This is a genomic window from Streptomyces sp. NPDC051051 (genome assembly GCF_040682975.1).
In the GTDB taxonomy this organism is placed as follows: Bacteria; Actinomycetota; Actinomycetes; order Streptomycetales; family Streptomycetaceae; genus Streptomyces.
Window position 1 is genome coordinate 50,209 of sequence record NZ_JBFBCB010000042.1, and the last position, 24,592, is coordinate 74,800.

A 24,592-nucleotide genomic window follows, 5' to 3' on the forward strand; every position below is an offset into this window, starting at 1 on the left:
ACCACCCCGCGCCGACATCCGTGACCCGGATCGGATCGCGACGCGAAACCGCAGGTCAGACGCATTGTCAGTACGCGGGTGCAGGATGGACGCATGGTCGGCAAAGCACACCGGGCCCTGGACGGCTTCTCCCCCGCGACCCGCGCCTGGTTCACGGGGGCGTTCTCCGCGCCCACCGCGGCCCAGGCGGGCGCGTGGCGGGCCATCGGCGAGGGCTCGGACGTGCTGGTGGTGGCCCCGACCGGCTCCGGCAAGACCCTGGCCGCGTTCCTGGCGGCCCTGGACCAGCTGGCCTCGACGCCCCCGCCGGCCGATCCGAAGAAGCGCTGCCGCGTGCTGTACGTGTCACCGCTCAAGGCCCTCGCTGTCGACGTCGAGCGCAACCTGCGCAGCCCTCTCACCGGCATCCGCCAGGAGTCCGTGCGCCTGGGCCTGCCCGAGCCCGAGGTCAAGGTCGGCATCCGCTCCGGTGACACGCCGCCCGCCGAGCGCCGCGCTCTCTCCACGCGCCCTCCGGACATCCTGATCACCACCCCGGAGTCCCTGTTCCTGATGCTGACGTCGGCCGCCCGCGACGCGCTGACCAACATCGAGACGGTGATCCTCGACGAGGTCCACGCCGTGGCGAGCACCAAGCGCGGCGCCCACCTCGCCCTCTCCCTGGAGCGCCTGGACGAGCTCCTGCCGAGGCCGGCCCGCCGTATCGGCCTCTCGGCCACGGTCCGTCCGGTCGACGAGGTCGCCCGCTATCTCTCCCCGCGCCGCAAGGTCGAGATCGTGCAGCCCGAGTCGGGCAAGGAGTTCGACCTCTCGGTGGTCGTCCCGGTGGAGGACCTGGGCGAGCTGGGCGGCTCCCCGGTCGCCGACGGCTCCGAGGGCGCCGAGCGCCCGTCGATCTGGCCGCATGTCGAGGAGCGCATCACCGACCTGGTCCAGGCCCACCGCTCCACGATCGTGTTCGCGAACTCCCGGCGCCTGGCGGAGCGCCTGTGCAACCGGCTCAACGAGATCGCCTACGAGCGGGCCACCGGAGAGCCCCTCGACGAGCACCACGCCCCGGCCGACCTGATGGGCGGCTCGGGGGCGGCCCAGGGCGCCCCGGCGGTCATCGCGCGCGCCCACCACGGCTCGGTCTCCAAGGAGCAGCGCGCCCTGGTGGAGGAGGACCTCAAGGCCGGCCGCCTGCCCGCGGTGGTCGCCACCTCCAGTCTGGAGCTGGGCATCGACATGGGCGCGGTCGACCTGGTCGTCCAGGTCGAGTCCCCGCCCTCGGTGGCCTCCGGCCTCCAGCGCGTGGGCCGCGCGGGCCACCAGGTCGGAGCGGTCTCCACCGGTGTGGTCTTCCCGAAGTACCGGGGCGACCTGGTCCAGGCCGCGGTGGTCACCGAACGCATGCGCACGGGCTCCATCGAGTCCCTGAGGGTCCCGGCGAACCCGCTGGACGTGCTGGCCCAGCAGCTCGTCGCGATGACCGCGATGGACACCTGGCAGCTGGACGACCTGCTCGCCCTCGTCCGCCGCGCCGCCCCCTTCGCCTCCCTCCCCGAATCGGCCTTCACGGCGGTCCTGGACATGCTCGCCGGCCGGTACCCGTCCGACGCCTTCGCCGAGCTGCGCCCGCGCGTGGTGTGGGACCGCGTGGCCGGCACGATCACCGGCCGCCCCGGCGCCCAGCGGCTCGCCGTGACCTCCGGCGGCACCATCCCGGACCGCGGCCTGTTCGGCGTGTTCCTCGCGGGTGCCGACCCCAAGAAGGGCGGCGGCCGGGTCGGCGAGCTGGACGAGGAGATGGTCTACGAGTCCCGCGTCGGTGACGTGTTCACCCTGGGCACCAGTTCCTGGCGCATCGAGGACATCACCCGCGACCGCGTCCTGGTCTCGCCCGCTCCGGGCGTGCCGGGCCGCCTGCCGTTCTGGAAGGGCGACCAGCTGGGCCGCCCGCTGGAACTGGGCCGTGCGGTCGGCGCGTTCCTGCGCGAGGTCGGCTCGCTGTCCGAGGACGACGCCAGGCTGCGCCTGCTGACCGCCGGCCTGGACGCCTGGGCCGCCGACAACGTCCTCTCCTACCTGGACGAACAACGCCAGGCCTGCGGCCACGTGCCCGACGACCGCACCATCGTCGTGGAGCGTTTCCGCGACGAACTGGGCGACTGGCGGGTCGTCGTGCACTCCCCCTTCGGCGCCCAGGTGCACGCCCCCTGGGCGCTCGCCCTCGGCGCCAAGCTGTCCGAGCGGTACGGCATGGACGCCCAGGTGATGCACGCCGACGACGGCATCGTCCTGCGGCTGCCCGACGCCGACCTCATGGGCCTGGACCTGATCGACCAGCCACCCCCGAAGGCCGGCACGGAGTACGACGCCGAGCGGGCCCCGATCGGCGCGGCGGACGTCGTCTTCGACAAGGGCGAGGTCGACCAGGTCGTCACCGACCAGGTGGGCGGCTCGGCCCTGTTCGCGGCCCGCTTCCGCGAGTGCGCCGCCCGCGCGCTGCTGCTGCCGCGCCGCAACCCCGGCAAGCGCACCCCGCTGTGGCAGCAGCGCCAGCGGGCCTCCCAACTGCTCCAGGTGGCGAGCGAGTTCGGCTCGTTCCCGATCGTCCTGGAAGCGGTCCGCGAGTGCCTCCAGGACGTCTTCGACGTCCCCGGACTCGTCGAGCTGATGGGCGACCTCGAGTCCCGCAGGGTGCGGCTGGTCGAGGTCACCACCCCGGAGCCGTCCCCCTTCGCCCGATCCCTGCTGTTCGGCTACGTCGCCCAGTTCCTCTACGAGGGCGACTCCCCGCTCGCCGAACGCCGCGCCGCCGCCCTGTCGCTGGACTCACGGCTGCTGGCCGAGCTGCTCGGCCAGGCGGAGCTGCGCGAACTGCTCGACGCCGAGGTGCTCACCGAACTGGAGCGGGAACTCCAGTGGCTGGCCGAGGACCGCCGGGTGAAGGACGTCGAGGGCGTCGCGGACATCCTGCGCGTGCTCGGCCCGCTCACCGACGCGGAACTGGCCGAACGGGGCGCCGAGCCGCACTGGGCCCACGAGCTGGCCGCGGCCCGCCGCGCCATCAGGGTCCGTATCGCCGGCGCCGACCACTGGGCGGCCGTCGAGGACGCGGGCCGCCTGCGCGACGCCCTGGGCACAGCACTGCCCGTCGGTGTGCCGGAGGCCTTCACCGAACCGGTCAAGGACCCGCTGGGCGACCTCCTCGCCCGCCACGCCCGCACCCACGGCCCGTTCACCTCGGCCGACGCCGCCGCCCGCTTCGGCCTGGGCGTCGCGGTCACCGAGGGCGCCCTCCAGCGGCTCGCGGCGGGCGGCCGCGTCGTCCAGGGCGAGTTCCACCCGGCCGGCATCGGCCAGGAGTGGTGCGACGCGACCGTCCTGCGCAGGCTGCGCCGCCGCTCCCTGGCAGCCCTGCGGCAGGAGCTCGAGCCGGTCCCGCCCGCCGCGCTCGCCCAGTTCCTCCCTCAGTGGCAGCACATCGGCGCGGGCCACTCCCTGCGCGGCATCGACGGCCTGGTGCGCGCGATCGAGCAACTCCAGGGCGCGTCCGTGCCCGCCTCCGCCCTGGAGAAGCTCGTCCTCCCGTCCCGCGTCAGGGGCTACGCGCCGGCGATGCTCGACGAACTCACCGCCGCGGGAGAGGTCCTCTGGGCCGGCGCGGGCGCCCTGCCCGGCAAGGACGGCTGGGTGTCCCTGTACCTGGCGGACGCGGCGCCGCTGCTCCTGGCCCCGCCGCATCCCCTGGAGCTGACGGCACTGCACCAGTCCGTCCTGGACACCCTCGCCGGGGGCTACGGGCTGTTCTTCCGCCAGATCGCCGACCAGGTCCGTGCCACCACCCACCCCGAGGCCACCGACCCCCAACTGGCCGACGCGGTCTGGGACCTGGCGTGGTCCGGCCGCCTCACCAACGACACGCTGGCGCCGATGCGCGCCCTGCTGGGCTCGGGCCGTACGGCCGGTTCCACCGCCCACCGCGCCAAGCGCGCGGCCCCCCGGGGGCGGTACGGCTCCCTCACCGCCGCCGCCCGCCCCGCGTCCCGCGGCGGCCCTCCGACCGTCGCCGGCCGCTGGTCCCTCCTGCCGGCCCACGACCCCGACCCCACCGTCCGCGCCCACGCCCTCGCCCGCACGCTCCTCGACCGGCACGGTGTGGTGACCCGGGGCGCGGTCGCGGCCGAGGGCGTGGAGGGCGGTTTCTCGGCGACGTACCGCATCCTGTCCGCCTTCGAGGACAGCGGCCAGGCCCGGCGCGGCTATGTCGTGGAGGGGCTCGGCGCCGCGCAGTTCGCGATGGACGGCGCCGTGGACCGCGTCCGCGCGGTGGCCACCGCCCGTGACCGCGGCGAGCCGCCCCCGGGCCCGACCGGCGCCCGAGGCGCGTGGTACACCGGTACCGCCGGGCCCACCCTGACCGGTCCGGACCGGCCCGACGGAACGGATGGCGGTGACGGACCGGACGGCGACCGCACCGGGCCCGGCGCCGACGCCCCCTTCACGCCGCCCACCGGATTCCCCCCGGCCGACATCGACTGGGGCCTCCCCGGAGCCCTCGGCACCGCCGGCTCCCCGCCGGCTCCCGGCGAGTGGGTCTCACCGCGCGACTTCGCGAACCCCGGCGCCGGTGCCCCCCGGGGCGGCAGCGGGTACGCGTTCGCCGGCCGAGGCCCGCGCACCCCGTCGCCCGCCTCCCGCGCCGTCGTCCTCGCCGCGGCCGACCCGGCGAACGCGTACGGCGCCGCCCTGCCCTGGCCCGAGCCGCCGACCGGCGCCGGACACAAGCCGGGCCGCAAGGCAGGCTCGCTCGTGGTGCTCGTGGACGGTGAACTGACCCTCTACATGGAGCGCGGCGGCAAGACCCTGCTGGCCTGGCCCGCCGCTCCGGACCACGCCGACTCGCCCGCCGACGACCCCCGGCTGCCCGCGGCGGCGGAGTCCCTCGCCGCGGCCGCCCGTGCGGGATCGCTCGGTACGGTCACGGTGGAGCGCGTCAACGGCGCCTCGGCCCTGACCTCCCCCTTCGGCGCCCTTCTGGAAGGGGCGGGCTTCATCGCGACCCCGCGCGGCCTGAGGTTGCGAGCATGAGGAGCCACCGGACGACCACAGGCCCCGCTCCCGCCGTGCCACCCTTGACGCATGCCTGAAGGTGACACGGTCTGGCAGGCCGCGAGCCGGCTGCACGGCGCCCTCGCGGGCAAGGTGCTGACCCGCTCAGACCTGCGCGTGCCCAAGTACGCCACCGCCGACCTCACCGGTCGCGTCGTCCTGGACGTCACCCCGCGCGGCAAGCACCTCCTCACCCGTGTCGAGGGCGGTCTCACCCTCCACTCGCACCTGCGGATGGACGGGGCCTGGAAAGTGTTCACGAACGGTCAGCGCTGGAGCGGTGGGCCGGCCCACCAGATCCGCGCCGTCCTCGGCACCCACGACCGCACGGCCGTCGGCTACCGCCTTCCCGTGCTCGAACTTCTGCGCACCCCCGACGAGGAGCGCGTGGTCGGCCACCTCGGGCCCGACCTGCTCGGTCCCGACTGGGATCCCGACCGGGCCCTCGCCAACCTGCTCGCCGACCCGGCCCGGGCCCTCGGCGAGGCCCTCCTCGACCAGCGCAACCTCGCCGGCATCGGCAATGTCTACAAGAGCGAACTCTGCTTCCTCCTGGGGGTCACCCCCTGGCTCCCCGTGGGCGTCCTTCCCGCGGACCGCGCCGCCGCGCTGCCGGCTTTCGCGAAGAAGCTCCTCGAGGCCAACCGCAACCGCCCGGTCCGCGTCACCACCGGCCGCAGCGGCCAGGCCCTGTTCGCCTACGGTCGCGCGGGCCGTCCCTGCCTGCGCTGCGGCACCCCGATCCGCGTGGCCGACCAAGGGGACGGCTCCCGCGAGCGGCCCACGTACTGGTGCCCCACCTGCCAGTCGGGCCCGGTCCCGGCACCGGGCTCCCCACCCACGCGCCGCGTCCGCACCCGCCCCACGGCTTGACGCCGTTCCGCATCCGTCACCGGTCACCGGGCCGCCCGCCCCGCGCGAACCCGGCTCACGGTGCCTCAGCACCGCCCTCGAGCCCGTCCGGCCCCCCTCCTCGCATCCGCTCCCCCCCGCCAGGCACCCTTCCACCGCCCCGCCGCGAGGGCCCCCGCGGCCCGCGACTTGGCCACGCAGTGCACGGGCAGCAGACTCAGCCCCCAGCCACCGGCCGCGACGGCCCCTTCGAGCGCCCCGGCGTCGGGCGTGAGGGCGAGACGCACCGCGGCCCACCACCACACCGCCCCGAGCCCGAGCACGGCCCCCCGGCGCACTATCGGTCCCGCCCCGGCCGTCACCTACGGCCCACCACCGGAACCCCCGTCGGCGCGCCGTCCACGACAGCACCGGACACGCGCACGACGCCGGGGAACCGCAGCACGCAGGAGGGCGGGCGCGGCAGGCACGGCGGGTCCGCGTCGGACAGACGACTCTTCACGGCGTACATCCGCACCTCCGGGTCGATCGGCTCCCGCCCTGACCCTCCACGATGGCGGCAGCCCGGAACCCCGGCAAACGGACTCGGGGCGCCCGACACAAAAACCCCGACCGCACCCCTCCGGATCTCCCGGAGAGGCCCCGGCCGGGGCCTCACGGCTGCCGTACGCCTACGCGTACCGGCAACCGTCCTCACGCACGTACTCGTCGTCGATCGACATACCCGGCCAGGGGCACGTCACGCGGCGACCACGTCCACCGCCTCGGCGGGTGCCTTGATGGTCACCCGCTCCGGTGGCACACCGGTCACCGACACGGAACCCAGCATCGGGCGAACCGACGCCGGTACAGGACCGCTGGGGGTGGCCGCAGCCGACTGGGCCAGCTCGGCGAGGGCGAGTTCGTCGCTCACTTCCCGCATGAGCTCGGACATCCGTACGTCCAGCGCGTCGCAGATGGCGGAGAGCAGCTCGGAGGAAGCCTCCTTCTGCCCCCGCTCCACCTCGGAGAGATAGCCGAGTGAGACTCGGGCGGACGAGGAGACTTCGCGCAGAGTACGGCCCTGACGCTGGCGCTGCCGACGCAGCACGTCACCCAGCAGGCGACGGAGCAGAATCATCGGTGGCTCCCTCCTCGGACCGCGTAGCCGCATCCTTCACGCCCCACCGTACCGCCTTGCGCCGCGGCCGTGCGGGGAGCGATGTCGTGTTCACTCAGGGCTGCAAACATCAAAACCCCCCGTTCTGTTCCGTATCCTGTGTCCGCTCATTCCCGGTCTGTTCGCCCGCCAGCTCTCTCAGGAGCACTGCGAGTACGCTCCGTACACTCTCTCTACGAATTTCCGCCCGGCTGCCGTTCAACCGCAGGGCCTCCACTTTTCCGCCAGAGGCGGAACCGGAATCGGGCCCCGAGGGACCCTCCACCGCGACGAAGACCGTCCCCACGGGCTGCCCGTCCTGAGCGTCCGGGCCGGCGACCCCGGTGGTCGCGATGCCCCAGTCGGCGCCCAGCGCCCTGCGCGCACCGGCCGCCATCTGCGCCGCCACCTGCGCGTCCACCGCTCCGCGCGCGGCCAGCAGGTCCGCGTCCACGCCGAGCAGTTCGTGTTTGAGCGGGGTGGCGTAGGCCGTCACCGATCCCCGGAAGGCCTTGGACGCCCCGGGTACGGCGGTGATCTCCGCAGCGACCAGGCCACCCGTCAGCGACTCGGCGACCGCGAGCGTCTCGCCCCTCACTGTCAGTAGCCGCACCACGTCGGTGGCCGTGGAACTCACGCTCGCGTCTCCTCCGAGGCCGCCCGGCGCTCGGCGATGCCCTGCCGGCGCAGCACAATGGCTTGTCTCACATAGTCGAGCCCGGTCACCACGGTCAGGACGACCGCGGCGGCCATCACCCACCACCGCAGGGTGGCCAGCCAGCCCGTCAGCGCCAGGATGTACATCCCGACGGCCACGCCCTGGGTGAGCGTCTTCAGCTTGCCGCCCCGGCTCGCCGGGATGACCCCGTACCGGATGACGAGAAAACGCAGCAGGGTGATCCCGAGTTCCCGGCCGAGGATGACGCCCGTCACCCACCACGGCAGGTCACCGAGGGCGGAGAGGCAGATCAGGGCCGCTCCCATGATCGCCTTGTCGGCGATCGGGTCGGCGATCTTCCCGAAGTCGGTGACGAGGTTGTAGGTCCGCGCCAGATGCCCGTCGAACAGGTCGGTGATCATGGCGATGGCGAAGGCGGCCCAGGCGAACGCGCGCCAGGCCGGGTCGTACCCGCCGTCGGCCAGCATGAGGGCGACGAAGCCGGGCACCAGGAGGAGCCGGAGCATCGTCAGCAGGTTGGCCACGTTCCAGACGCTGGCCTGGTTGACGGCCGCAGCCGCGATCTTCCCGCCCCGCGCGGGCCTGAGGGTGCCCTGCTCGTCCGGGGTGGCGCCGGTGACGTCGGCGCCCATCTCCGCGGACACGTCGGCGGAGGCGGAAGCACCGGGGGCGGGGCTCGTGGCGGCCCCCTTGGCCCGCCCGGAGCCTCCCGCGGCCGATGCCGGGACACCCGTCATCTGTCCGCCTCCTCACTACACCCGATCGAGCCCTGGAGGGGCTCGGCCACCAGGTCGACACCTTCGGTACCGACCACCTTCGCCTCGACCATACGACCGACGCTCAGGCCTTCGCCGCTCGTGAGCAGCACCTGGCCGTCCGTCTCGGGCGCCTGGTGGGCCGCACGGCCGTACACGCCGTCGGCAGGGTCCACCGACTCCACGAGCACGTGCAGGGTCTCGCCCAGCCGCTCCTCGGCGCGCTGCGAGACGAGCTCCTCGGCGAGCCGGGAGATCCGCGCGAGCCGCTCGGCGACGACGTCCTCGTGGAGCTTGTTCTCGTACGTCGCGGCCTCGGTGCCCTCCTCGTCGGAGTACCCGAAGACACCGATGGCGTCCAGGCGCGCGTGGTTCAGGAACCGCTCCAGCTCGGCCAGGTCGGCCTCGGACTCGCCGGGGAAGCCGACGATGAAGTTGGAGCGCACGCCGGCCTCGGGCGCCTTGCTCCGGATGGTGTCGAGCAGTTCGAGGAAGCGGTCGGTGTCGCCGAAGCGGCGCATCGCGCGCAGCACGTCGGGCGCGGAGTGCTGGAAGGACAGGTCGAAGTAGGGGGCGACCTTCGGCGTGGAGGTCAGCACGTCGATCAGACCGGGCCGCATCTCGGCCGGCTGGAGGTAGCTGACCCGCACCCGCTCGAGGCCGTCGACCTCCGCCAGCTCGGGCAGCAGCGACTCCAGGAGCCGGATGTCGCCGAGGTCCTTGCCGTAGGAGGTGTTGTTCTCGGAGACCAGCATGATCTCCTTGACGCCCTGCTCGGCCAGCCACCGCGTCTCGTTCAGCACGTCGCTGGGGCGGCGGGAGATGAAGGAGCCGCGGAAGGACGGGATGGCGCAGAAGGAGCAGCGCCGGTCGCAGCCGGAGGCGAGCTTGACCGAGGCGACCGGGTTGCCGTCGAGCCTGCGGCGCAGGGGCGCGCGGGGTCCGGAGGCCGGCGCGAGCCCGTCGGGAAGGTCCGCCGGAGCGTGCCCGGGAAGGGCCACCGAGCCGGCCGACTCCTGCCGCTGCGCGGGGCTGATCGGCAGCAGCTTGCGCCGGTCGCGCGGGGTGTGGGAGGCGTGGATGCCGCCGTTGAGGATGGTCTGGAGGCGGTCGGAGATGTCGGCGTAGTCGTCGAAGCCGAGGACGCCGTCAGCCTCCGGGAGGGCCTCGGCGAGGTCCTTGCCGTAGCGCTCGGCCATGCAGCCCACCGCCACGACGGCCTGGGTTCTGCCGTGGCCCTTGAGGTCGTTGGCCTCCAGGAGGGCGTCGACGGAGTCCTTCTTGGCGGCGTCGACGAAGCCGCAGGTGTTGACGACGGCGACGTCCGCGTCCTCGGCGTCCTCCACGAGCTGCCAGCCGTCCGCCTCCAAACGGCCTGCGAGCTCCTCCGAGTCCACCTCGTTACGGGCGCAGCCAAGGGTGACGAGTGCGACGGTACGGCGTTCAGGCATGGGCTCAAGACTACTTTGTCTGGCTGACACCCCATGTCGACGGGGTTGGCGATCTTCGGGCGGCACGCCGAAGGGGCCGGCGATCACCGCCGACCCCTGTGCGCACCGGACGCCGTCCGCCTCACCCGGCCTGCGGGTCGCCCTTGGTGTACGTCAGGCGCTCCACGGCTCCGGGCTGGAAGTCGTCGTCGATCTTCTTGCCGTTGACGTACAGCTGGATCGCGCCGGCGTCGCCGAGGACGAGGTTGACCTTCTCGCCGTCCTGGAAGGTCTGGGACTCGCCCTGCTTGAGCAGGCCGTCGAAGAGCAGCCGGCCGTTGTGGTCCTTCGCGGAGATCCAGCTCTTGCCGTCGGTCGCCGTGACCTGGACGGTCACCTTGTCCTGCGGAGCCGCGGCGATGGCGCTGTCGGAGGGCTCCGGCTCCTCGTCGACGGGCTTGTCGGTCTTCGGCGTCGGGGTGGCGGGCGCGCTGCTCGACGGGGTGGTGCCGTCGGCGACGTCGGTGGTGCCGTCGTCACCCTTGAACGCGGTGAACCCGACGAACCCGACCACGGCGACGATCGCAGCGACCATGGCCGCGGTCCAGTTCGGGCCGCGCCGTTCGGGACGGATGCGTTCCGCCTCGAACATGGGTGCCGCCGGGGTCGGCGCCGGGCGGCCGCCGTGCGTGGCGTCGTACTGCTCGATCAGCGGGGCGGGGTCGAGTCGGACGGCCCTGGCCAGGGTCCGGATGTGACCGCGCGCGTAGACGTCGCCGCCGCAGGGCGCGAAGTCGTCCGCTTCGATGGCGTGCACGATGGCGATGCGGACCCGGGTGGCGGTACTGACGTCGTCGACGGTGAGCCCGGCCGCGATGCGGGCCTGCTGGAGGGCTCGGCCGATGGAGGGGTGGGCTGCCTCGGAAACGTCTTCGAACGGACGCTCGTCTTCAGGAGAGTTGCCGATGGACACGGGGGCGCCTTTCGAGCGTGTAGCCACCTGTGCTGGAGGTTCAGTCTAGGGGGGGTACGAAAGCGAGGGGCAACCGGGCGGTAGGACTTTGTACGCCATCGGTATGGCCGGACACGCCGATGACGGGCAGGTACGACTCCCCTGGGGGAACCGTACCTGTGTTTCTCGCTCAACTTGACGTACGACGAGGGAAAACGGTTGCCCGCCGCTCCCTAACGGGTGAGTCACGAACAGCCACCGTCCCCACGCGGGAACCCCTACCCTTCAGACTCCCCGCGGATCACGGCGAGCACTCCGTCCAACTCGTCGGGTTTCACCAGAACGTCACGTGCCTTCGATCCCTCGCTCGGGCCGACGATGTTCCGCGACTCCATCAGGTCCATCAGCCGCCCGGCCTTGGCGAAGCCGACGCGCAGCTTGCGCTGGAGCATCGAGGTCGACCCGAACTGGGTGGACACGACCAGCTCGGCCGCCTGGCACAGCAGGTCCAGGTCGTCGCCGATGTCCTCGTCGATCTCCTTCTTCTGCTTGGTGCCGACGGTGACGTCGTCCCGGAAGACGGGCGCCATCTGGTCCTTGCAGTGCTGCACGATCAGGGCGACCTCGGCCTCGGTGACGAAGGCGCCCTGCATGCGCGTCGGCTTGTTCGCGCCCATCGGCAGGAACAGTCCGTCACCCTTGCCGATCAGCTTCTCGGCCCCCGGCTGGTCGAGGATGACCCGCGAGTCGGCGAGCGAGGAGGTGGCGAACGCGAGCCGCGACGGCACGTTCGCCTTGATCAGGCCGGTCACGACGTCCACCGACGGCCGCTGGGTGGCCAGCACCAGGTGGATGCCGGCCGCACGCGCGAGCTGGGTGATCCGCACGATCGAGTCCTCGACGTCCCGCGGCGCGACCATCATCAGGTCGGCCAGCTCGTCGACGATCACCAGCAGGTAGGGGTACGGCTGGAGCTCGCGCTCGCTGCCCTCGGGCGGCTTGACGGTCCCCTCCCGCACGGCGCGGTTGAAGTCGTCGATGTGCCGGTAGCCGTACGCGGCCAGGTCGTCGTAGCGCAGGTCCATCTCGCGCACGACCCACTGGAGTGCCTCGGCGGCCCGCTTCGGGTTGGTGATGATGGGCGTGATCAGGTGCGGGATGCCCTCGTAGGCGGTCAGCTCGACGCGCTTGGGGTCGACCAGGATCATCCGGACGTCCTCGGGGGTCGCCCGCATCATGACCGAGGTGATCAGGCAGTTGATGCACGACGACTTGCCGGAACCGGTGGCACCGGCGACGAGTATGTGCGGCATCTTCGCCAGCGAGTGCATGACGTAGCCGCCCTCGACGTCCTTGCCGAAGGCGACCAGCATCGGATCGTCGTCCTCGGCGGACTCCGCGAGCCGGAGCACGTCGCCCAGGTTGACCATCTCGCGGTCGGTGTTGGGGATCTCGATGCCGACCGCCGACTTGCCCGGGATCGGCGAGATGATCCGCACGTCCGGGCTGGCGACGGCGTAGGCGATGTTCTTCGTCAGGGCGGTGATCCGCTCGACCTTCACGGCGGGGCCGAGTTCGACCTCGTAGCGCGTCACCGTCGGACCGCGGGTGAAGCCGGTGACGGCGGCGTCGACCTTGAACTCCGAGAAGACGTTGGTGAGCGAGGCGACCACCGCGTCGTTGGCCGCGCTGCGCACCTTGCCGGGACCGCCGCGCGTGAGGAGGTCGAGCGAGGGCAGCGCGTAGGTGATGTCGCCGGACAGCTGGAGCTGCTCGGCACGCGGCGGCAGCTCGCGGGGGGCCTCGGGAGCGGCCTTGGTCAGGTCGGGGACGACACCGGCCTTGGGCTTCTCCTGCCGGGGACGGGCGGCCGGGGCCGGCACGGGCGTCGGCGGGGTGGGCTCGCGGTCGTCGACGCTCACGCCCTGGGTGAGGTCGGCGACGATCCGGGAGGGCGGCATGCCGTGCAGCACGGCCCCGTCGAGATCGGCCGCCGCGGCCGCCGCGATGTCGACGGCGTCCCTCTGCCGGTCCATCGCGGGCTGCGGCACGGCCGAGCGCCGGGGCCGTCCGCGGCGCCGGCCGAGGGCCTCCTGCTCCGCGCCCTCGGGGTCGTACGCCTCCGGTGCGCCGGAGCGGCGCCGGGGGCGCGCGGGCAGCGCCTCACGCCACTGCTCGTCGTACCGCTCGTCGTCGCCGAACTCGTCGTACTCCTCGGCCGCCGCCTCGTGCAGCACGCCGAGGCGCACCCCGAGCTGCCGCAGCCGCTGCGGAATGGCGTTGACGGGCGTGGCGGTGACCACCAGCAGCCCGAAGACGGTGAGCAGCACGAGCAGCGGTACGGCGAGAACCTCGCCCATGGCGTACGTCAGCGGGGTCGCGGCGGACCAGCCGATGAGACCGCCGGCGTCCCTTATCGCCTGCATGCCGACGCTGCGGGCGGGCGAGCCGCAGGCGATGTGGACCTGTCCGAGCACGCCGATGAGCAGCGCCGACAGACCGATCACGATACGGCCGTTGGCCTCGGGTTTCTCCGGGTGCCGGATGAACCGTACGGCGATGACGGCGAGCAGGATCGGCACGAGCAGGTCGAGCCGGCCGAAGGAGCCGGTCACCAGGATCTCGACGAGGTCGCCGACCGGACCGCGCAGATCGGCCCAGGTGCCCGCGGCGACGATCAGCGCGACGCCGAGCAGCAGCAGCGCGACGCCGTCCTTGCGGTGGGCGGGGTCGAGGTTCCTGGCTCCGCTCCCTATGCCGCGGAAGACCGCGCCGACGGCGTGCGCCAGGCCCAGCCAGACGGCGCGGACGAGCCGGTAGACGCCCCCGGTGGGACTGGGGGCCGGTTGGGGCGCGGGCTTCTTGGCCGCGGCTTTCCGGACGGGGGCCTTCTTCGCCGGGACCTTCTTGGCGGCGGCCTTCCTCGCCGGAGCCTTCGCGGGAGCGACCGCCTTCTTGGCGGGCTGCTTCTTGGCTGCGGAGGGACGTGAGGCCATGGTATGAGGTTACCGGGGGAGACGGCAGGGGACACGTGTGACCGCTGCTTCACCCGTTCGTGTCGCTCCGGGAGGGACGCGGAACTGACGCGCGCCCTCGCCCGGCTGACACCCGCTCACGCACAACTGCGGCACGGCCCGTGCCCGTTGCGGTTCAGTTCTGCGACGTCACGGAGGGCGGGCCGCTTCCGGTGCCGGGCTCCAGCGCGTCCAGCGCCCGACGCAGACCGGTGAGTTTGCGCTCCAGATGCGCCGCCGTGGCCACCGCGGCCGCGTCCGCCGACTCGTCGTCGAGCTGCTTGGACAGGGCCTCGGCCTGCTCCTCGACGGCCGCGAGCCGCGCGGACAGCTCGGCCAGCAGCCCGGCCGACTCCTTGACGCCGCCGTCCGCCGCCTTGCCTCCGCCGCCCTCCAACTGGAGCCGCAACAGGGCCGCCTGCTCCCGCAGCTGGCAGTTCTTCATGTACAGCTCGACGAACACGGAGACCTTCGCGCGCAGCACCCACGGGTCGAACGGCTTGGAGATGTAGTCCACCGCCCCCGCCGCGTATCCGCGGAAGGTGTGGTGCGGGCCGTGGTTGATCGCCGTGAGGAAGATGATCGGGATGTCCCGGGTCCGTTCCCGCCGCTTGATGTGCGCGGCCGTCTCGAAGCCGTCCATTCCCGGCATCTGGACGTCCAGCAGAATGACCGCGAAGTCGTCCGTCAGCAGTGCCTTGAGCGCCTCTTCCCCGGACGATGCCCGCACCAGCGTCTGATCGAGCGCCGAGAGGATCGCCTCCAGCGCCAGCAGATTCTCCGGCCGGTCATCGACCAGGAGGATCTTGGCCTTCTGCACCATGGCCCGCCCTCCTCGCCCCGGCAGTGCACCGGGCGCCGCCCCTGGGGACGACTCCTTTGCGCCGCCCTTCCTTGTGCCGGTCATGGTAGCCGCACCCCGACCGTCGCCACACCCTGTCACCGTGATGTCACTGTGCACGTAGCAGGAACGCGGCGGAAGACCAGAAGGTTCCCCGCATCCCGCCCCTCTACACACTTCCGGACACCGTGAGTCAACAACTCCCCACGTTCCCGCACGGTTCCCTTCACTCGGCGCGCATCCACTGCTCCATCACCGCCAGCAGATGGTCGGGGTCCACCGGCTTGGTGACGTAGTCGGACGCACCCGACTCGATCGCCTTCTCCCGGTCGCCCTTCATCGCCTTCGCGGTGAGCGCGATGATCGGCAGGCCGGAGAACTGCGGCATCCGACGGATCGCCGTGGTCGTCGCGTACCCGTCCATCTCCGGCATCATGATGTCCATCAGGACGACCGCCACGTCCTCGTGCTGTTCCAGGACCTCGATGCCCTCGCGGCCGTTCTCCGCGTACAGCACCGACAGCCCGTGCTGCTCCAGGACGCTCGTCAGCGCGAACACGTTACGGATGTCGTCGTCGACGATCAGCACCTTCTCGCCGCCGAACCGGATGCCCCGGGACCCCTGCGGCGCCGCCTCCTGCCGCACGGGCGCCCACTGCTCGGGCCGCCCGACCTGCGGCTCGCTCCCGGCCGCCGAACGGCGCCGGCGCCGGAACAACGCCGCCGGACCGTTCTGCGCGTCCTGGTACGACCGCACCTCGGCCGGCGTCTGGATCTGCTGCCCGGACAGCTCCGACCGCTCCCGCATCCCGCTCTCGGACGCCACCAGGTCCCCGGCCTCCAGCTGGGGCACGAGCTGCTGGTAGCCCTGCGGCGGCAGCTCGCTCGGGTGCAGCGGCAGGTACAACGTGAACGTCGAGCCGCGCCCCGGCTCGCTCTGGGCGTAGATCTCACCGCCGAGCAGCTGCGCGATCTCCCGCGAGATCGACAGTCCCAGGCCCGTGCCGCCGTACTTGCGGCTCGTGGTGCCGTCGGCCTGCTTGAACGCCTCGAAGATCACCCGCATCTTGCCGGCCGCGATCCCGATGCCGGTGTCGGTCACCGAGAACGCGATCAGCGGCGCGTCCGCGTCGGCCAGCGAACCGGCCTCCAGCAACTGCTCCCGGATCGCCACCGGGACGTCCGTGCCGGCCCGCCGGATGACCAGCTCCACCGAGCCGGAGTCGGTGAACTTCACCGCGTTGGACAACAGGTTGCGCAGCACCTGGAGGAGCCGCTGCTCGTCCGTGTGCAGCGTGGCCGGCAGCTCCGGCGACACCCGCACGGACAGGTCCAGGCCCTTCTCTGCGGTGAGCGGCCGGAAGGTGGCCTCCACGTAGTCCACGAGCTGCACGAGCGCGATACGCGTCGGGGAGACGTCCATCTTGCCCGCCTCGACCTTCGACAGGTCGAGGATGTCGTTGATCAGCTGCAGCAGGTCGGATCCGGCCCCGTGGATCGTCTCGGCGAACTCGACCTGCTTCGGCGAGAGGTTCCCCTCGGCGTTGTCGGCGAGCAGCTTGGCCAGGATCAGCAGCGAGTTGAGCGGCGTACGCAGCTCGTGCGACATGTTGGCGAGGAACTCGCTCTTGTAGCGCATCGACACCGCGAGCTGCTCGGCCCGCTCCTCCAGGACCTGCCGCGCCTCCTCGATCTCGGTGTTCTTCACCTCGATGTCCCGGTTCTGCCGGGCCAACAGCTCCGCCTTCTCCTCCAGTTCGGCGTTGGACGCCTGGAGCGCCTTCTGCCGCTGCTCCAACTCCGCCGACCGCTCGCGCAGTTGCTCGGTCAGCTCCTGCGACTGCTTCAGCAGCTGCTCCGTCTTGGTGTTGACGGAGATGGTGTTGACGCTGGTCGCGATCATCTCGGCGAGCTGGTTGAGAAAGTCCTTCTGGATCTGCGTGAACGGTGTGAAGGAGGCCAGCTCGATCACCCCGAGCACCTTGCCCTCGAACAGCACCGGCAGCACGATCACCTGCGCCGGAGGCGCCTCCCCGAGCCCCGAGGAGATCTTCAGATAGCCGCTCGGCGCGTTGGAGACGAGGATCGTCCGCTTCTCCTCGGCCGCCGTGCCCACCAGCGCCTCACCCGGCCGGAACGAGGTCGGCATCGACCCCATCGAGTAGCCGTACGAGCCCAGCATCCGCAGCTCGTAGTGGTCGTCCGCGCCGTCGGCCGTCGGCATCGCCAGGAAGAACGCGCCGTGCTGCGCGGCCACCAGCGGCGGCAGCTCACTCATGATCAGCGAGGCCACGTCCTCCAGGTCGCGCCGGCCCTGCATCAACGCGGACACGCGTGCGAGGTTGCCCTTGAGCCAGTCCTGCTCCTTGTTGGCGATCGTGGTGTCGCGCAGGTTGGCGATCATCTTGTTGATGTAGTCCTGGAGCTCCTGGATCTCACCGGACGCGTCCACGTCGATCTTCAGGTTCAGGTCGCCACGCGTCACCGCGGTCGCCACCCGCGCGATGGCCCGCACCTGCCGGGTCAGGTTCCCGGCCATCTCGTTCACCGACTCGGTGAGGTCGCGCCAGGTGCCGTCCACGTCACGCACGCGTGCCTGACCGCCCAGCTGCCCCTCGGTGCCCACCTCACGGGCGACCCGGGTGACCTCCTCGGCGAACGAGGACAGCTGGTCGACCATCGTGTTGATGGTCGTCTTCAGCTCCAGGATCTCCCCGCGCGCGTCGATGTCGATCTTCTTCGTCAGGTCACCCTTGGCGATGGCCGTCGTGACCATGGCGATGTTGCGCACCTGACCCGTCAGGTTGGACGCCATGCCGTTCACCGAGTCGGTGAGGTCCTTCCACGTACCCGCCACACCCGGCACATGCGCCTGACCGCCCAGAATGCCGTCGGTGCCCACCTCACGGGCCACCTTGGTGACCTGTTCGGCGAACGAACTCAGCGTCCTCACCATGGTGTTGAAGGTGTCGGCGAGCTGCTGCACCTCGCCGCGCGCCTCGATGGTCACCTGCCGCGTCAGGTCGCCGTTGGCGACGGCCGCCGCGACCTGGGAGATGTTGCGCACCTGCATGGTCAGGTTCTTGGCCATCAGGTTGACGTTGCCGCTGAGGTCCTTCCAGATGCCGGTGACGCCCGGCACGTGCGCCTGGCCGCCCAGGATGCCCTCGGTGCCCACCTCACGGGCCACCCGGGTCACCTGCTCGGCGAACGACGAGAGCTGGTCCACCATCGTGTTGACGGTGGTGACGAGTTCGAGGATCTCGCCCTTGGCGTCGACGGTGATCTTCTTCGACAGGTCGCCCTTGGCGACCGCGGTCGTGACCTCGGCGATCTGACGCACCTGGATGGTCAGGTTGTTCGCCATGAAGTTCACGGACTGGGTGAGGTCCTTCCAGGTGCCGGAGACCCCCTGCACCTCGGCCTGTCCGCCGAGCTGCCCCTCCGTACCCACCTCACGGGCCACGCGAGTGACCTCCTGGGCGAACGACGACAGCTGGTCCACCATCGTGTTCAGGGTGTTCTTCAGCTCCAGGATCTCCCCGCGCGCGTCCACGGTGATCTTCTGGGACAGGTCACCGCGGGCCACCGCGGTGGCGACCTGCGCGATGTTGCGCACCTGAGCCGTGAGGTTGCCGGCCATGCCGTTCACCGAGTCCGTCAGGTCCCGCCACACACCGGCGACGCCCGGCACCTGCGCCTGCCCGCCGAGCTGCCCGGCGGTGCCCACCTCGCGCGCCACCCGGGTCACCTGATCGGCGAACGCCGAGAGCTGGTCGACCATCGTGTTGATGGTGTTCTTCAGCTCCAGGATCTCCCCGCGCGCGTCGACGTCGATCTTCTGCGACAGGTCGCCCCGAGCCACGGCCGTCGTCACCTGCGCGATGTTGCGCACCTGCGACGTCAGGTTCCCCGCCATCGAGTTGACCGAGTCGGTGAGCTCCTTCCACGTGCCGGACACGCCGTCCACGCGGGCCTGCCCGCCGAGCCGGCCCTCCGTACCCACGTCCCGCGCCATCCGCGTCACCTGGTCGGCGAACGACGACAGCTGGTCCACCATCGTGTTCACGGTGTTCTTCAGCTGGGCCATCTCACCGGACACGTCCACGGTGACCTTCTGCGACAGGTCGCCGTTGGCCACCGCCGTCGTCACCTGGGCGATGTTCCTCACCTGTCCGGTGAGATTCCGGAACGCCGTGTTGACGGAGTCCGTCAGGTCCTTCCACGTCCCGGCCGCGCCCGACACCTGCGCCTGACCGCCCAGCTCACCCTCGACACCGATCTCGCGCGCCACACGCGTGACCTCGGCACCGAAGGCCGACAGCTGGTCGACCATCCCGTTGACGGTGTTCTTCAGCTCCAGCATCTCGCCGGCCACGTCCACGGTGACCTTCTGCGACAGGTCGCCGTTGGCCACCGCCGTCGTCACCGCGGCGATGTCCCGCACCTGCGTCGTGAGGTTGCGGAACACGGTGTTGACCGAGTCGGTGAGGTCCTTCCACGTCCCGGCCGCCCCCGGCACGTTCGCCTGACCGCCCAGCTGTCCCGCCGCACCGACCTCGTTGGCGACGCGCGTGACCTCGTCAGCGAAGATCCGCAGCGTCTCCGTCATCTGGTTGATCGTCTCGGCGAGCTGCGCGACCTCACCGCGCGCCGGCACCGTCACCTTCCGCGACAGGTCGCCGTTGGCGACCGCCGTCGTGACCTCCGCGATCCCGCGCACCTGGGCCGTGAGGTTGCCGGCCATGGTGTTCACGGAATCGGTGAGTTCTTTCCACACACCGTCGACGCCGGACACCCTCGCCTGGCCGCCCAGGATGCCCTCGGTGCCCACCTCCCGGGCCACCCGGGTCACCTCGGACGAGAACGCCGACAGCTGGTCCACCATCGTGTTGACGGTGTTCTTCAGCTCCAGCATCTCGCCCTCGACGTGCACGGTGACCTTCCGCGACAGGTCGCCCTTGGCCACCGCCGTCGTCACCAGCGCGATGTCGCGCACCTGGGCCGTCAGCCGCTCGGCCATCGTGTTGACGGACTCCGTCAGGTCCTTCCAGGAACCCGACATGCCGCGCACCTGGGCCTGCCCGCCCAGCTTGCCCTCGGTGCCCACCTCACTGGCCACGCGCGTGACCTCGTCGGTGAACGTCGACAACTGGTCGACCAGGTTGTTGACCGTCCGCCCAACCTTCAGGAACTCCCCGCGCAGCGGATGCCCCGCCCCCTCGGGGGTGTGCGTCCGCAGCTCCATCCGTGGCGACAGGTCACCCTCGGCGACCGCCGACAGCACCCGCCCGACCTCGGAAACCGGCCTCACCAGATCGTCGACCAGCGCGTTCGAGTTGTCGATGGCGGCCGCCCAGGAGCCCTCGCAGGCCCCCGTCTCCAGCCGTTCGGTGAGCTTCCCCTCACGCCCGACCATGCGCCGTACGCGCGACAGCTCGCCCGTGAGGTGCAGATTACGGTCGGCCACCTCGTTGAAGACGGCCGCGATCTCCGACATCACGCCGTCGCCGGGCACCGTGAGCCGCTTGCGGAAGTTTCCCTCCCGCATCGAGACCAGGGCGGCCAGCAGCCGGTTCAGGGCCGCGGTGTCCACCGTCGTGGTCCCGCCTCGGAGTGATCGCTGCCCGCTCAGGGTCTGTCCGCCTTTCGCGCGCGCCTTCGTGCCCCGCGTCGCTGCGCCAGACTCCACGTTGTCCCTCCCGGAGGGGTCGACCGTCGTACTGCCGATGTAATCAGGCAGGCCCAAGAGGCTGCTGCCCGGCGAACACACAAGACACCCAGTCTGCCGGACCTTCACAAGAAGCCTGCCCAGTGTTTCACCCCCGCCCAACCCGGCCATAACAGTTCGGCAGCTTTCGCACACCGTCCGCACACCCTGGGGTGGAAACACAACTGACCGGCATCCGCGGGGACGGGGAAGGTAAGTAACCTTGCATGCGGCTGTCCAGCCACGCCGGTTCGTCCGGTCTGGGCGGTGGCACGAGCACGAGCGGGCATCGGAGGGGCGGCCGCACACATGACCACCGGACTGATCCCGGGGGGACAGCCCCCGGACCCCCGGCCGACGGGCGCGCTTCCGCCCCAGCAGCGACGCGAGCAGGACGGCCGGGAACACGCCAAGCACGTCGACGACCGGCCGAGGAGTTCTGTGATCACCGCGCGCGCGGCTGCCAGTTTCGAGCCCGTCGGGCGATCCGTCGCGACCGCCCGCGGGTTCGTCCGCGACACCCTCCAGGGCTGGGGCTTCGCCGACATCATCGACGACGCCGTCGTCCTGACGAGCGAACTGGTGACGAACGCGGTCGTCCACGCGGGCACCCACGCGGACCTGCTGTGCCTGCGCCACGAGGACGCCGTGCGCATCGAGGTCGCCGACCGCTACCCCGAACGAGAGATTCCGCTCCAGGGCTCCCTGGCCACCATGGGCAGCCCCGACCGCGAGGGCGGTCGCGGCCTCCAGCTGTGCGCGGCCATCGCCGCCCGCTGGGGCGTCGAGTACACGCCCACCCACAAGACCGTCTGGTTCCAGCTCGACCTGCCCGACCGCCCGGTGGGGACCCGCTCGGCGGGCCCGGTCCTGCCCGCGGACCTGCTGCCGCTCGCCGACAGCCGGGTGCGCGTCGCGGTCGTCCAGATCGACCGCACCGGCGCCATCTCGGCCTGGAACGAGGACGCCGAGGAACTCTTCGGCTACCCCGCCGACCAGGTCGTCGGCAAGCCCCTCACCGACCTCGCGGCCTGGCCGCACACCCCCGGCACCAGCACCGGCATCGTCGAGGCCCTCCGGCTCTCCCGCTGGGAGGGCAGCTACGGCATCCGCGGCGCCGACGGCCGCGTGATCCCGGTCTACGCCTCCCACCTGCGCGTCCGCGACACCGGCGGCGACCCCTCCACGGTCTGCCTCCTCGTCCGCGATCACGAACGTGCCGTCCTGCAGTCACCGACGCGCGTTCCCGCCACCGACACCGGCCCCGCGGACGGCCAGGGCGCGGACCCGTTCGAGGTCTTCATCGGCTCTCCCGCCCCCGACGACCTCGACGGCCTCCTCCAGCGCACGGTGGAACGCGCCCGCGACATGCTCGACGGCGACTCCGCCTTCCTCCTCCTCGCGACCGACGACGAGACGGAGCTGGAGGTCCGCGCCTCCACGGGCCTGCCCTCCGCCCGCCAGCGCTTCGCCCGCGTCCCCGTCGAGGCCGGCCCCGGCCGGTACGGCTCCGCCCGCATGCCGGCCGTCCACGAGGACCTCCTCGCCGTCCCCGGCGCGGTCCCCCTCCTCAGCGGCACCGGCATGCGCTCGGTCGTCACGGTCCCCCTGAAGGTCGAGGGCCGTCTCACCGGCTCCCTGGGCGTCGCGGCCGAGGGCCCCGGCCGCTACTCCAACGAGGAGGCGCTGCGCCTCCAGTTCGCCGCGGACCGCATCGCGCTGGCCGTCGAGTCGGCCCGCCTGGGTGAGCTGGAGCGGCTGCGCCGCGGCTCCCTCAGCTTCCTCGTGGAGGCCTCCGACCTGCTGGCCGGCACCCTCGACCGCGACCAGACCCTGGCCCTGATGGCGCAGATGACGGTCCCGACGCTGGCCACCTGGTGCGCGGTCTACACGATCGCCGACCAGGCCTCCGAGCCGTATCTGTCGTACGTCCTGCACGAGGACGAGGAACTCATCGACGGCATCAAGTCGCTGCTCTCGAAGATCGCCCCGCCGGACCCGGTACCCACCCCGGGCGCCCGCGTCTGGTCGGCCCCCGGCGAGGTGGCGCACGACGCGGCCCTGCGCAGTTCGATGCGGAGCCTCGGTCTGACCGGCGGACCGACCCATCAGATGTCCTCGGGCATCGGCCCCACCCTGGCCACCGCCTCCGCGGTGGGCGGCGAGACCGTCGTCCTCCCCCTGGTCGCCCGCAACCGCGTCATCGGCATGCTGACCCTGGGCAAGCCCACCGACGAGCACTTCCGCCAGGAGATCCTGGAGCTGGCCGAGGACCTCAGCCGCAGGGCGGCCCTCGCCCTAGACAACGCCCGCCTCTACTCCGAGCGCACGGCGATCAGCCAGTCCCTCCAGCGCAGCCTCCTGCCCCCGGAACTCCCCGACATCGACGGCGTCGAGGTGGAGGTCATCTACCGCGCGGCCGGCGAGGGCAACGAGGTGGGCGGCGACTTCTACGACCTCTTCCCGATCCGCGACGGGGCCTACGGCTTCGCCATCGGCGACGTCTGCGGCACCGGCCCGCACGCGGCCGCGGTGACCGGCCTCGCCCGCCACGCCCTCCGCCTGCTGGCCAGGGAGGGCCTCAGCGGCCCGGCGGTCCTGGAGCGCCTCAACTCCGCGATCCTCGACGAGGGCGCCCGCAGCCGCTTCTTGACCCTCCTCTACGGCGAGATGCGCCCGCAGGCCGACGGCAGCGCGGAGCTGAAGGTGGTCTGCGCCGGTCATCCCCTCCCCCTCCGCCTGCGCCAGGACGGCACGGTCGAGCCGGCGGCCGAACCCCAGCCGCTCCTCGGCGTCATGGAGGACCTGGAGCTGTACGAGGAGACGATCACCCTCGATCCTGGCGACGTCCTGCTCTGTGTCACCGACGGCGTCACCGAGCGCCGTGAGGGCACCCGCATGCTGGGCGACGACGGCCTCGCCGACGTGCTCACCACCTGCACGGGTCTGACGGCGGGCGCGGTCGCGGCCCGCATCATGCGCGCGGTCGAGCGCTTCGCTTCGGACGCGCCGTCCGACGACATGGCCATCCTCGCGATGCGCGTGGCGTGAGGAAGGAGCGGGAACGAAAAAATCCCCCCGCCCGGAAGGGCGAGGGGATTTTCTTTTGCGGAGCCCCCTAACGGAATCGAACCGTTGACCTTCTCCTTACCATGGAGACGCTCTGCCGACTGAGCTAAGGGGGCCAGTCACTTGTCGGGGTTTCCCCCGCGGCAACGGAATAGATCATACCCCGAACGGAGCCGTGTTCCCAAACTCGCTCAGAAGGCAGGTTGAAGCAGTCCCCCGAGTGCGTTGCACGCGGACACGATCCGCTGCATGTCCCGCTTCGCCAGCGAGGCGTCGACCGGCAGCGCCAGCGTCTCGTCGGCAGCCAGTTCGGTCTGCGGCAACGACACGTGACGCCGGAGGCCGGACAGCCGGTGCAGCGGAGTCCTCACCGGCACCCGGCAGTCAACTCCCCTGGCCCGCAGGGCCCGTGCGAACGCGTCCCGATCGGGTCTCCCGTTCCCCGGCACCCGCACCACGTACTGCTGATAGGTGTGCCCGTCCCCGCCGTCGGGTGTCCGTACGCCGCGCAACCGCGCGTCGAGATACGCGGCCCGCTCCCGTCGCTGCGCCACCTCGTCGTACGGCGCGTCGGGCTCCGCCTGCTCCAGCACCAGCAGTCCGTACCGCTGCCCCACCTCGCGCAGCCGCCCGACGTCGGCCGGCCGGCCGAACCGGTGTACGGCAACGACGGCCGCCGTCCGCGGAGTTATGGCCGCTTCGACGGCGACGGGGTCCAGGCAGTAGGTGACCGGGTCCACGTCGGCGAAGGCGGGAAGCGCGCCGGACCGGATGACCGCTTCCGCCACTTCGACGTTTCCGAACGCCGGCACGACGACCTCGTCACCGACTCCGACACCTGCGGCCCTGAGCATTGCAGCAGTCCCCATGCCCTGGATGCTGGGTGCGGGACGTGAACGTCAAGTGACGGAGAACAAAAAAGGGTTGGGCTCCGAACCGAAGTTCAGGGCCCAACCCTTTGAAAGATTGTTCGGCGGCGTCCTACTCTCCCACAGGGTCCCCCCTGCAGTACCATCGGCGCTGTGAGGCTTAGCTTCCGGGTTCGGAATGTGACC

Annotated in this window: 13 protein-coding genes, 1 tRNA gene and 1 rRNA gene; 3 read left to right on the forward strand and 12 right to left on the reverse strand. The window is 71.7% G+C overall.

The window, feature by feature from the left end; genetic code table 11:
* Positions 1-93: 93 nt before the first annotated feature.
* Both AB0N31_RS27495 and AB0N31_RS27500 read left to right on the forward strand, forming a co-directional pair.
* Positions 94-5,076, forward strand: a complete 4,983-nt coding sequence (locus tag AB0N31_RS27495) for an ATP-dependent helicase (RefSeq protein WP_366061114.1) — start codon at positions 94-96, stop codon at positions 5,074-5,076.
* 51 nt (positions 5,077-5,127) lie between these two features.
* Positions 5,128-5,970, forward strand: coding sequence for a DNA-formamidopyrimidine glycosylase family protein (locus AB0N31_RS27500; RefSeq protein ID WP_366061115.1), 843 nt, complete (start codon positions 5,128-5,130; stop codon positions 5,968-5,970).
* 65 nt (positions 5,971-6,035) lie between these two features.
* Here AB0N31_RS27500 and AB0N31_RS27505 read toward each other — a convergent pair whose 3' ends face one another.
* The 9 genes from AB0N31_RS27505 to AB0N31_RS27545 form a co-directional block, all read right to left on the reverse strand.
* Positions 6,036-6,311 carry a hypothetical protein gene (locus AB0N31_RS27505; protein ID WP_366061116.1) on the reverse strand — a complete coding sequence of 92 codons (276 nt, stop codon included), beginning with the start codon at positions 6,309-6,311 and terminating at the stop codon, positions 6,036-6,038.
* Positions 6,312-6,688: 377 nt separating this feature from the next.
* Positions 6,689-7,069 carry a helix-turn-helix transcriptional regulator gene (locus AB0N31_RS27510; protein ID WP_366061117.1) on the reverse strand — a complete coding sequence of 127 codons (381 nt, stop codon included), beginning with the start codon at positions 7,067-7,069 and terminating at the stop codon, positions 6,689-6,691.
* Between the two features lie 109 nt (positions 7,070-7,178).
* A complete protein-coding gene (locus AB0N31_RS27515; RefSeq protein ID WP_366061118.1) occupies positions 7,179-7,724 on the reverse strand; it encodes a nicotinamide-nucleotide amidohydrolase family protein in 546 nt (181 codons plus the stop codon).
* On the reverse strand, positions 7,721-8,503 hold the full coding sequence (gene pgsA / locus AB0N31_RS27520) for a CDP-diacylglycerol--glycerol-3-phosphate 3-phosphatidyltransferase (protein WP_366061119.1): 783 nt from the start codon (positions 8,501-8,503) through the stop codon (positions 7,721-7,723). The genes AB0N31_RS27515 and pgsA overlap by 4 nt, the downstream gene beginning before the upstream one ends.
* Complete coding sequence (gene rimO, locus AB0N31_RS27525) at positions 8,500-9,972, reverse strand: 30S ribosomal protein S12 methylthiotransferase RimO (protein ID WP_366061120.1); 1,473 nt, start codon at positions 9,970-9,972, stop codon at positions 8,500-8,502. Before rimO ends, pgsA begins: the two co-directional genes overlap by 4 nt.
* Positions 9,973-10,093: 121 nt before the next feature.
* Entirely contained in the window at positions 10,094-10,924 is an 831-nt protein-coding gene (locus AB0N31_RS27530; protein WP_366061121.1) for a RodZ domain-containing protein, read from the reverse strand.
* A gap of 257 nt (positions 10,925-11,181) precedes the next feature.
* A complete protein-coding gene (locus AB0N31_RS27535) occupies positions 11,182-13,899 on the reverse strand; it encodes a DNA translocase FtsK (RefSeq protein ID WP_366061122.1) in 2,718 nt (905 codons plus the stop codon).
* Positions 13,900-14,053: 154 nt separating this feature from the next.
* Positions 14,054-14,740, reverse strand: coding sequence for a response regulator (locus AB0N31_RS27540; RefSeq protein ID WP_366061123.1), 687 nt, complete (start codon positions 14,738-14,740; stop codon positions 14,054-14,056).
* A gap of 244 nt (positions 14,741-14,984) precedes the next feature.
* Positions 14,985-20,450 carry a HAMP domain-containing protein gene (locus AB0N31_RS27545; RefSeq protein WP_366061124.1) on the reverse strand — a complete coding sequence of 1,822 codons (5,466 nt, stop codon included), beginning with the start codon at positions 20,448-20,450 and terminating at the stop codon, positions 14,985-14,987.
* 327 nt (positions 20,451-20,777) lie between these two features.
* On the opposite strand from AB0N31_RS27545, the gene AB0N31_RS27550 reads away from it, so the two are divergent.
* Positions 20,778-23,519, forward strand: coding sequence for a SpoIIE family protein phosphatase (locus AB0N31_RS27550; protein WP_366061125.1), 2,742 nt, complete (start codon positions 20,778-20,780; stop codon positions 23,517-23,519).
* Positions 23,520-23,580: 61 nt separating this feature from the next.
* Here AB0N31_RS27550 and AB0N31_RS27555 read toward each other — a convergent pair.
* From AB0N31_RS27555 to rrf, 3 genes are all read right to left on the reverse strand, one after another.
* Positions 23,581-23,653, reverse strand: a tRNA-Thr gene (locus AB0N31_RS27555).
* 75 nt (positions 23,654-23,728) lie between these two features.
* Positions 23,729-24,391, reverse strand: coding sequence for a DegT/DnrJ/EryC1/StrS family aminotransferase (locus AB0N31_RS27560; protein WP_366061132.1), 663 nt, complete (start codon positions 24,389-24,391; stop codon positions 23,729-23,731).
* Positions 24,392-24,505: 114 nt separating this feature from the next.
* Positions 24,506-24,592, reverse strand: a 5S ribosomal RNA gene (rrf, locus tag AB0N31_RS27565); the annotation flags it as partial.

Coding starts and splice junctions, on each gene's coding strand:
- AB0N31_RS27495 (WP_366061114.1), top strand. CDS start 94: ATGGTCGGCAAAGCACACCGGGCCCTGGACGGCTTCTCCCCCGCGACC.
- AB0N31_RS27500 (WP_366061115.1), top strand. CDS start 5,128: ATGCCTGAAGGTGACACGGTCTGGCAGGCCGCGAGCCGGCTGCACGGC.
- AB0N31_RS27510 (WP_366061117.1), bottom strand. CDS start 7,069: ATGATTCTGCTCCGTCGCCTGCTGGGTGACGTGCTGCGTCGGCAGCGC.
- pgsA (WP_366061119.1), bottom strand. CDS start 8,503: ATGACGGGTGTCCCGGCATCGGCCGCGGGAGGCTCCGGGCGGGCCAAG.
- rimO (WP_366061120.1), bottom strand. CDS start 9,972: ATGCCTGAACGCCGTACCGTCGCACTCGTCACCCTTGGCTGCGCCCGT.
- AB0N31_RS27535 (WP_366061122.1), bottom strand. CDS start 13,899: ATGGCCTCACGTCCCTCCGCAGCCAAGAAGCAGCCCGCCAAGAAGGCG.
- AB0N31_RS27540 (WP_366061123.1), bottom strand. CDS start 14,740: ATGGTGCAGAAGGCCAAGATCCTCCTGGTCGATGACCGGCCGGAGAAT.
- AB0N31_RS27550 (WP_366061125.1), top strand. CDS start 20,778: ATGACCACCGGACTGATCCCGGGGGGACAGCCCCCGGACCCCCGGCCG.
- AB0N31_RS27560 (WP_366061132.1), bottom strand. CDS start 24,391: ATGCTCAGGGCCGCAGGTGTCGGAGTCGGTGACGAGGTCGTCGTGCCG.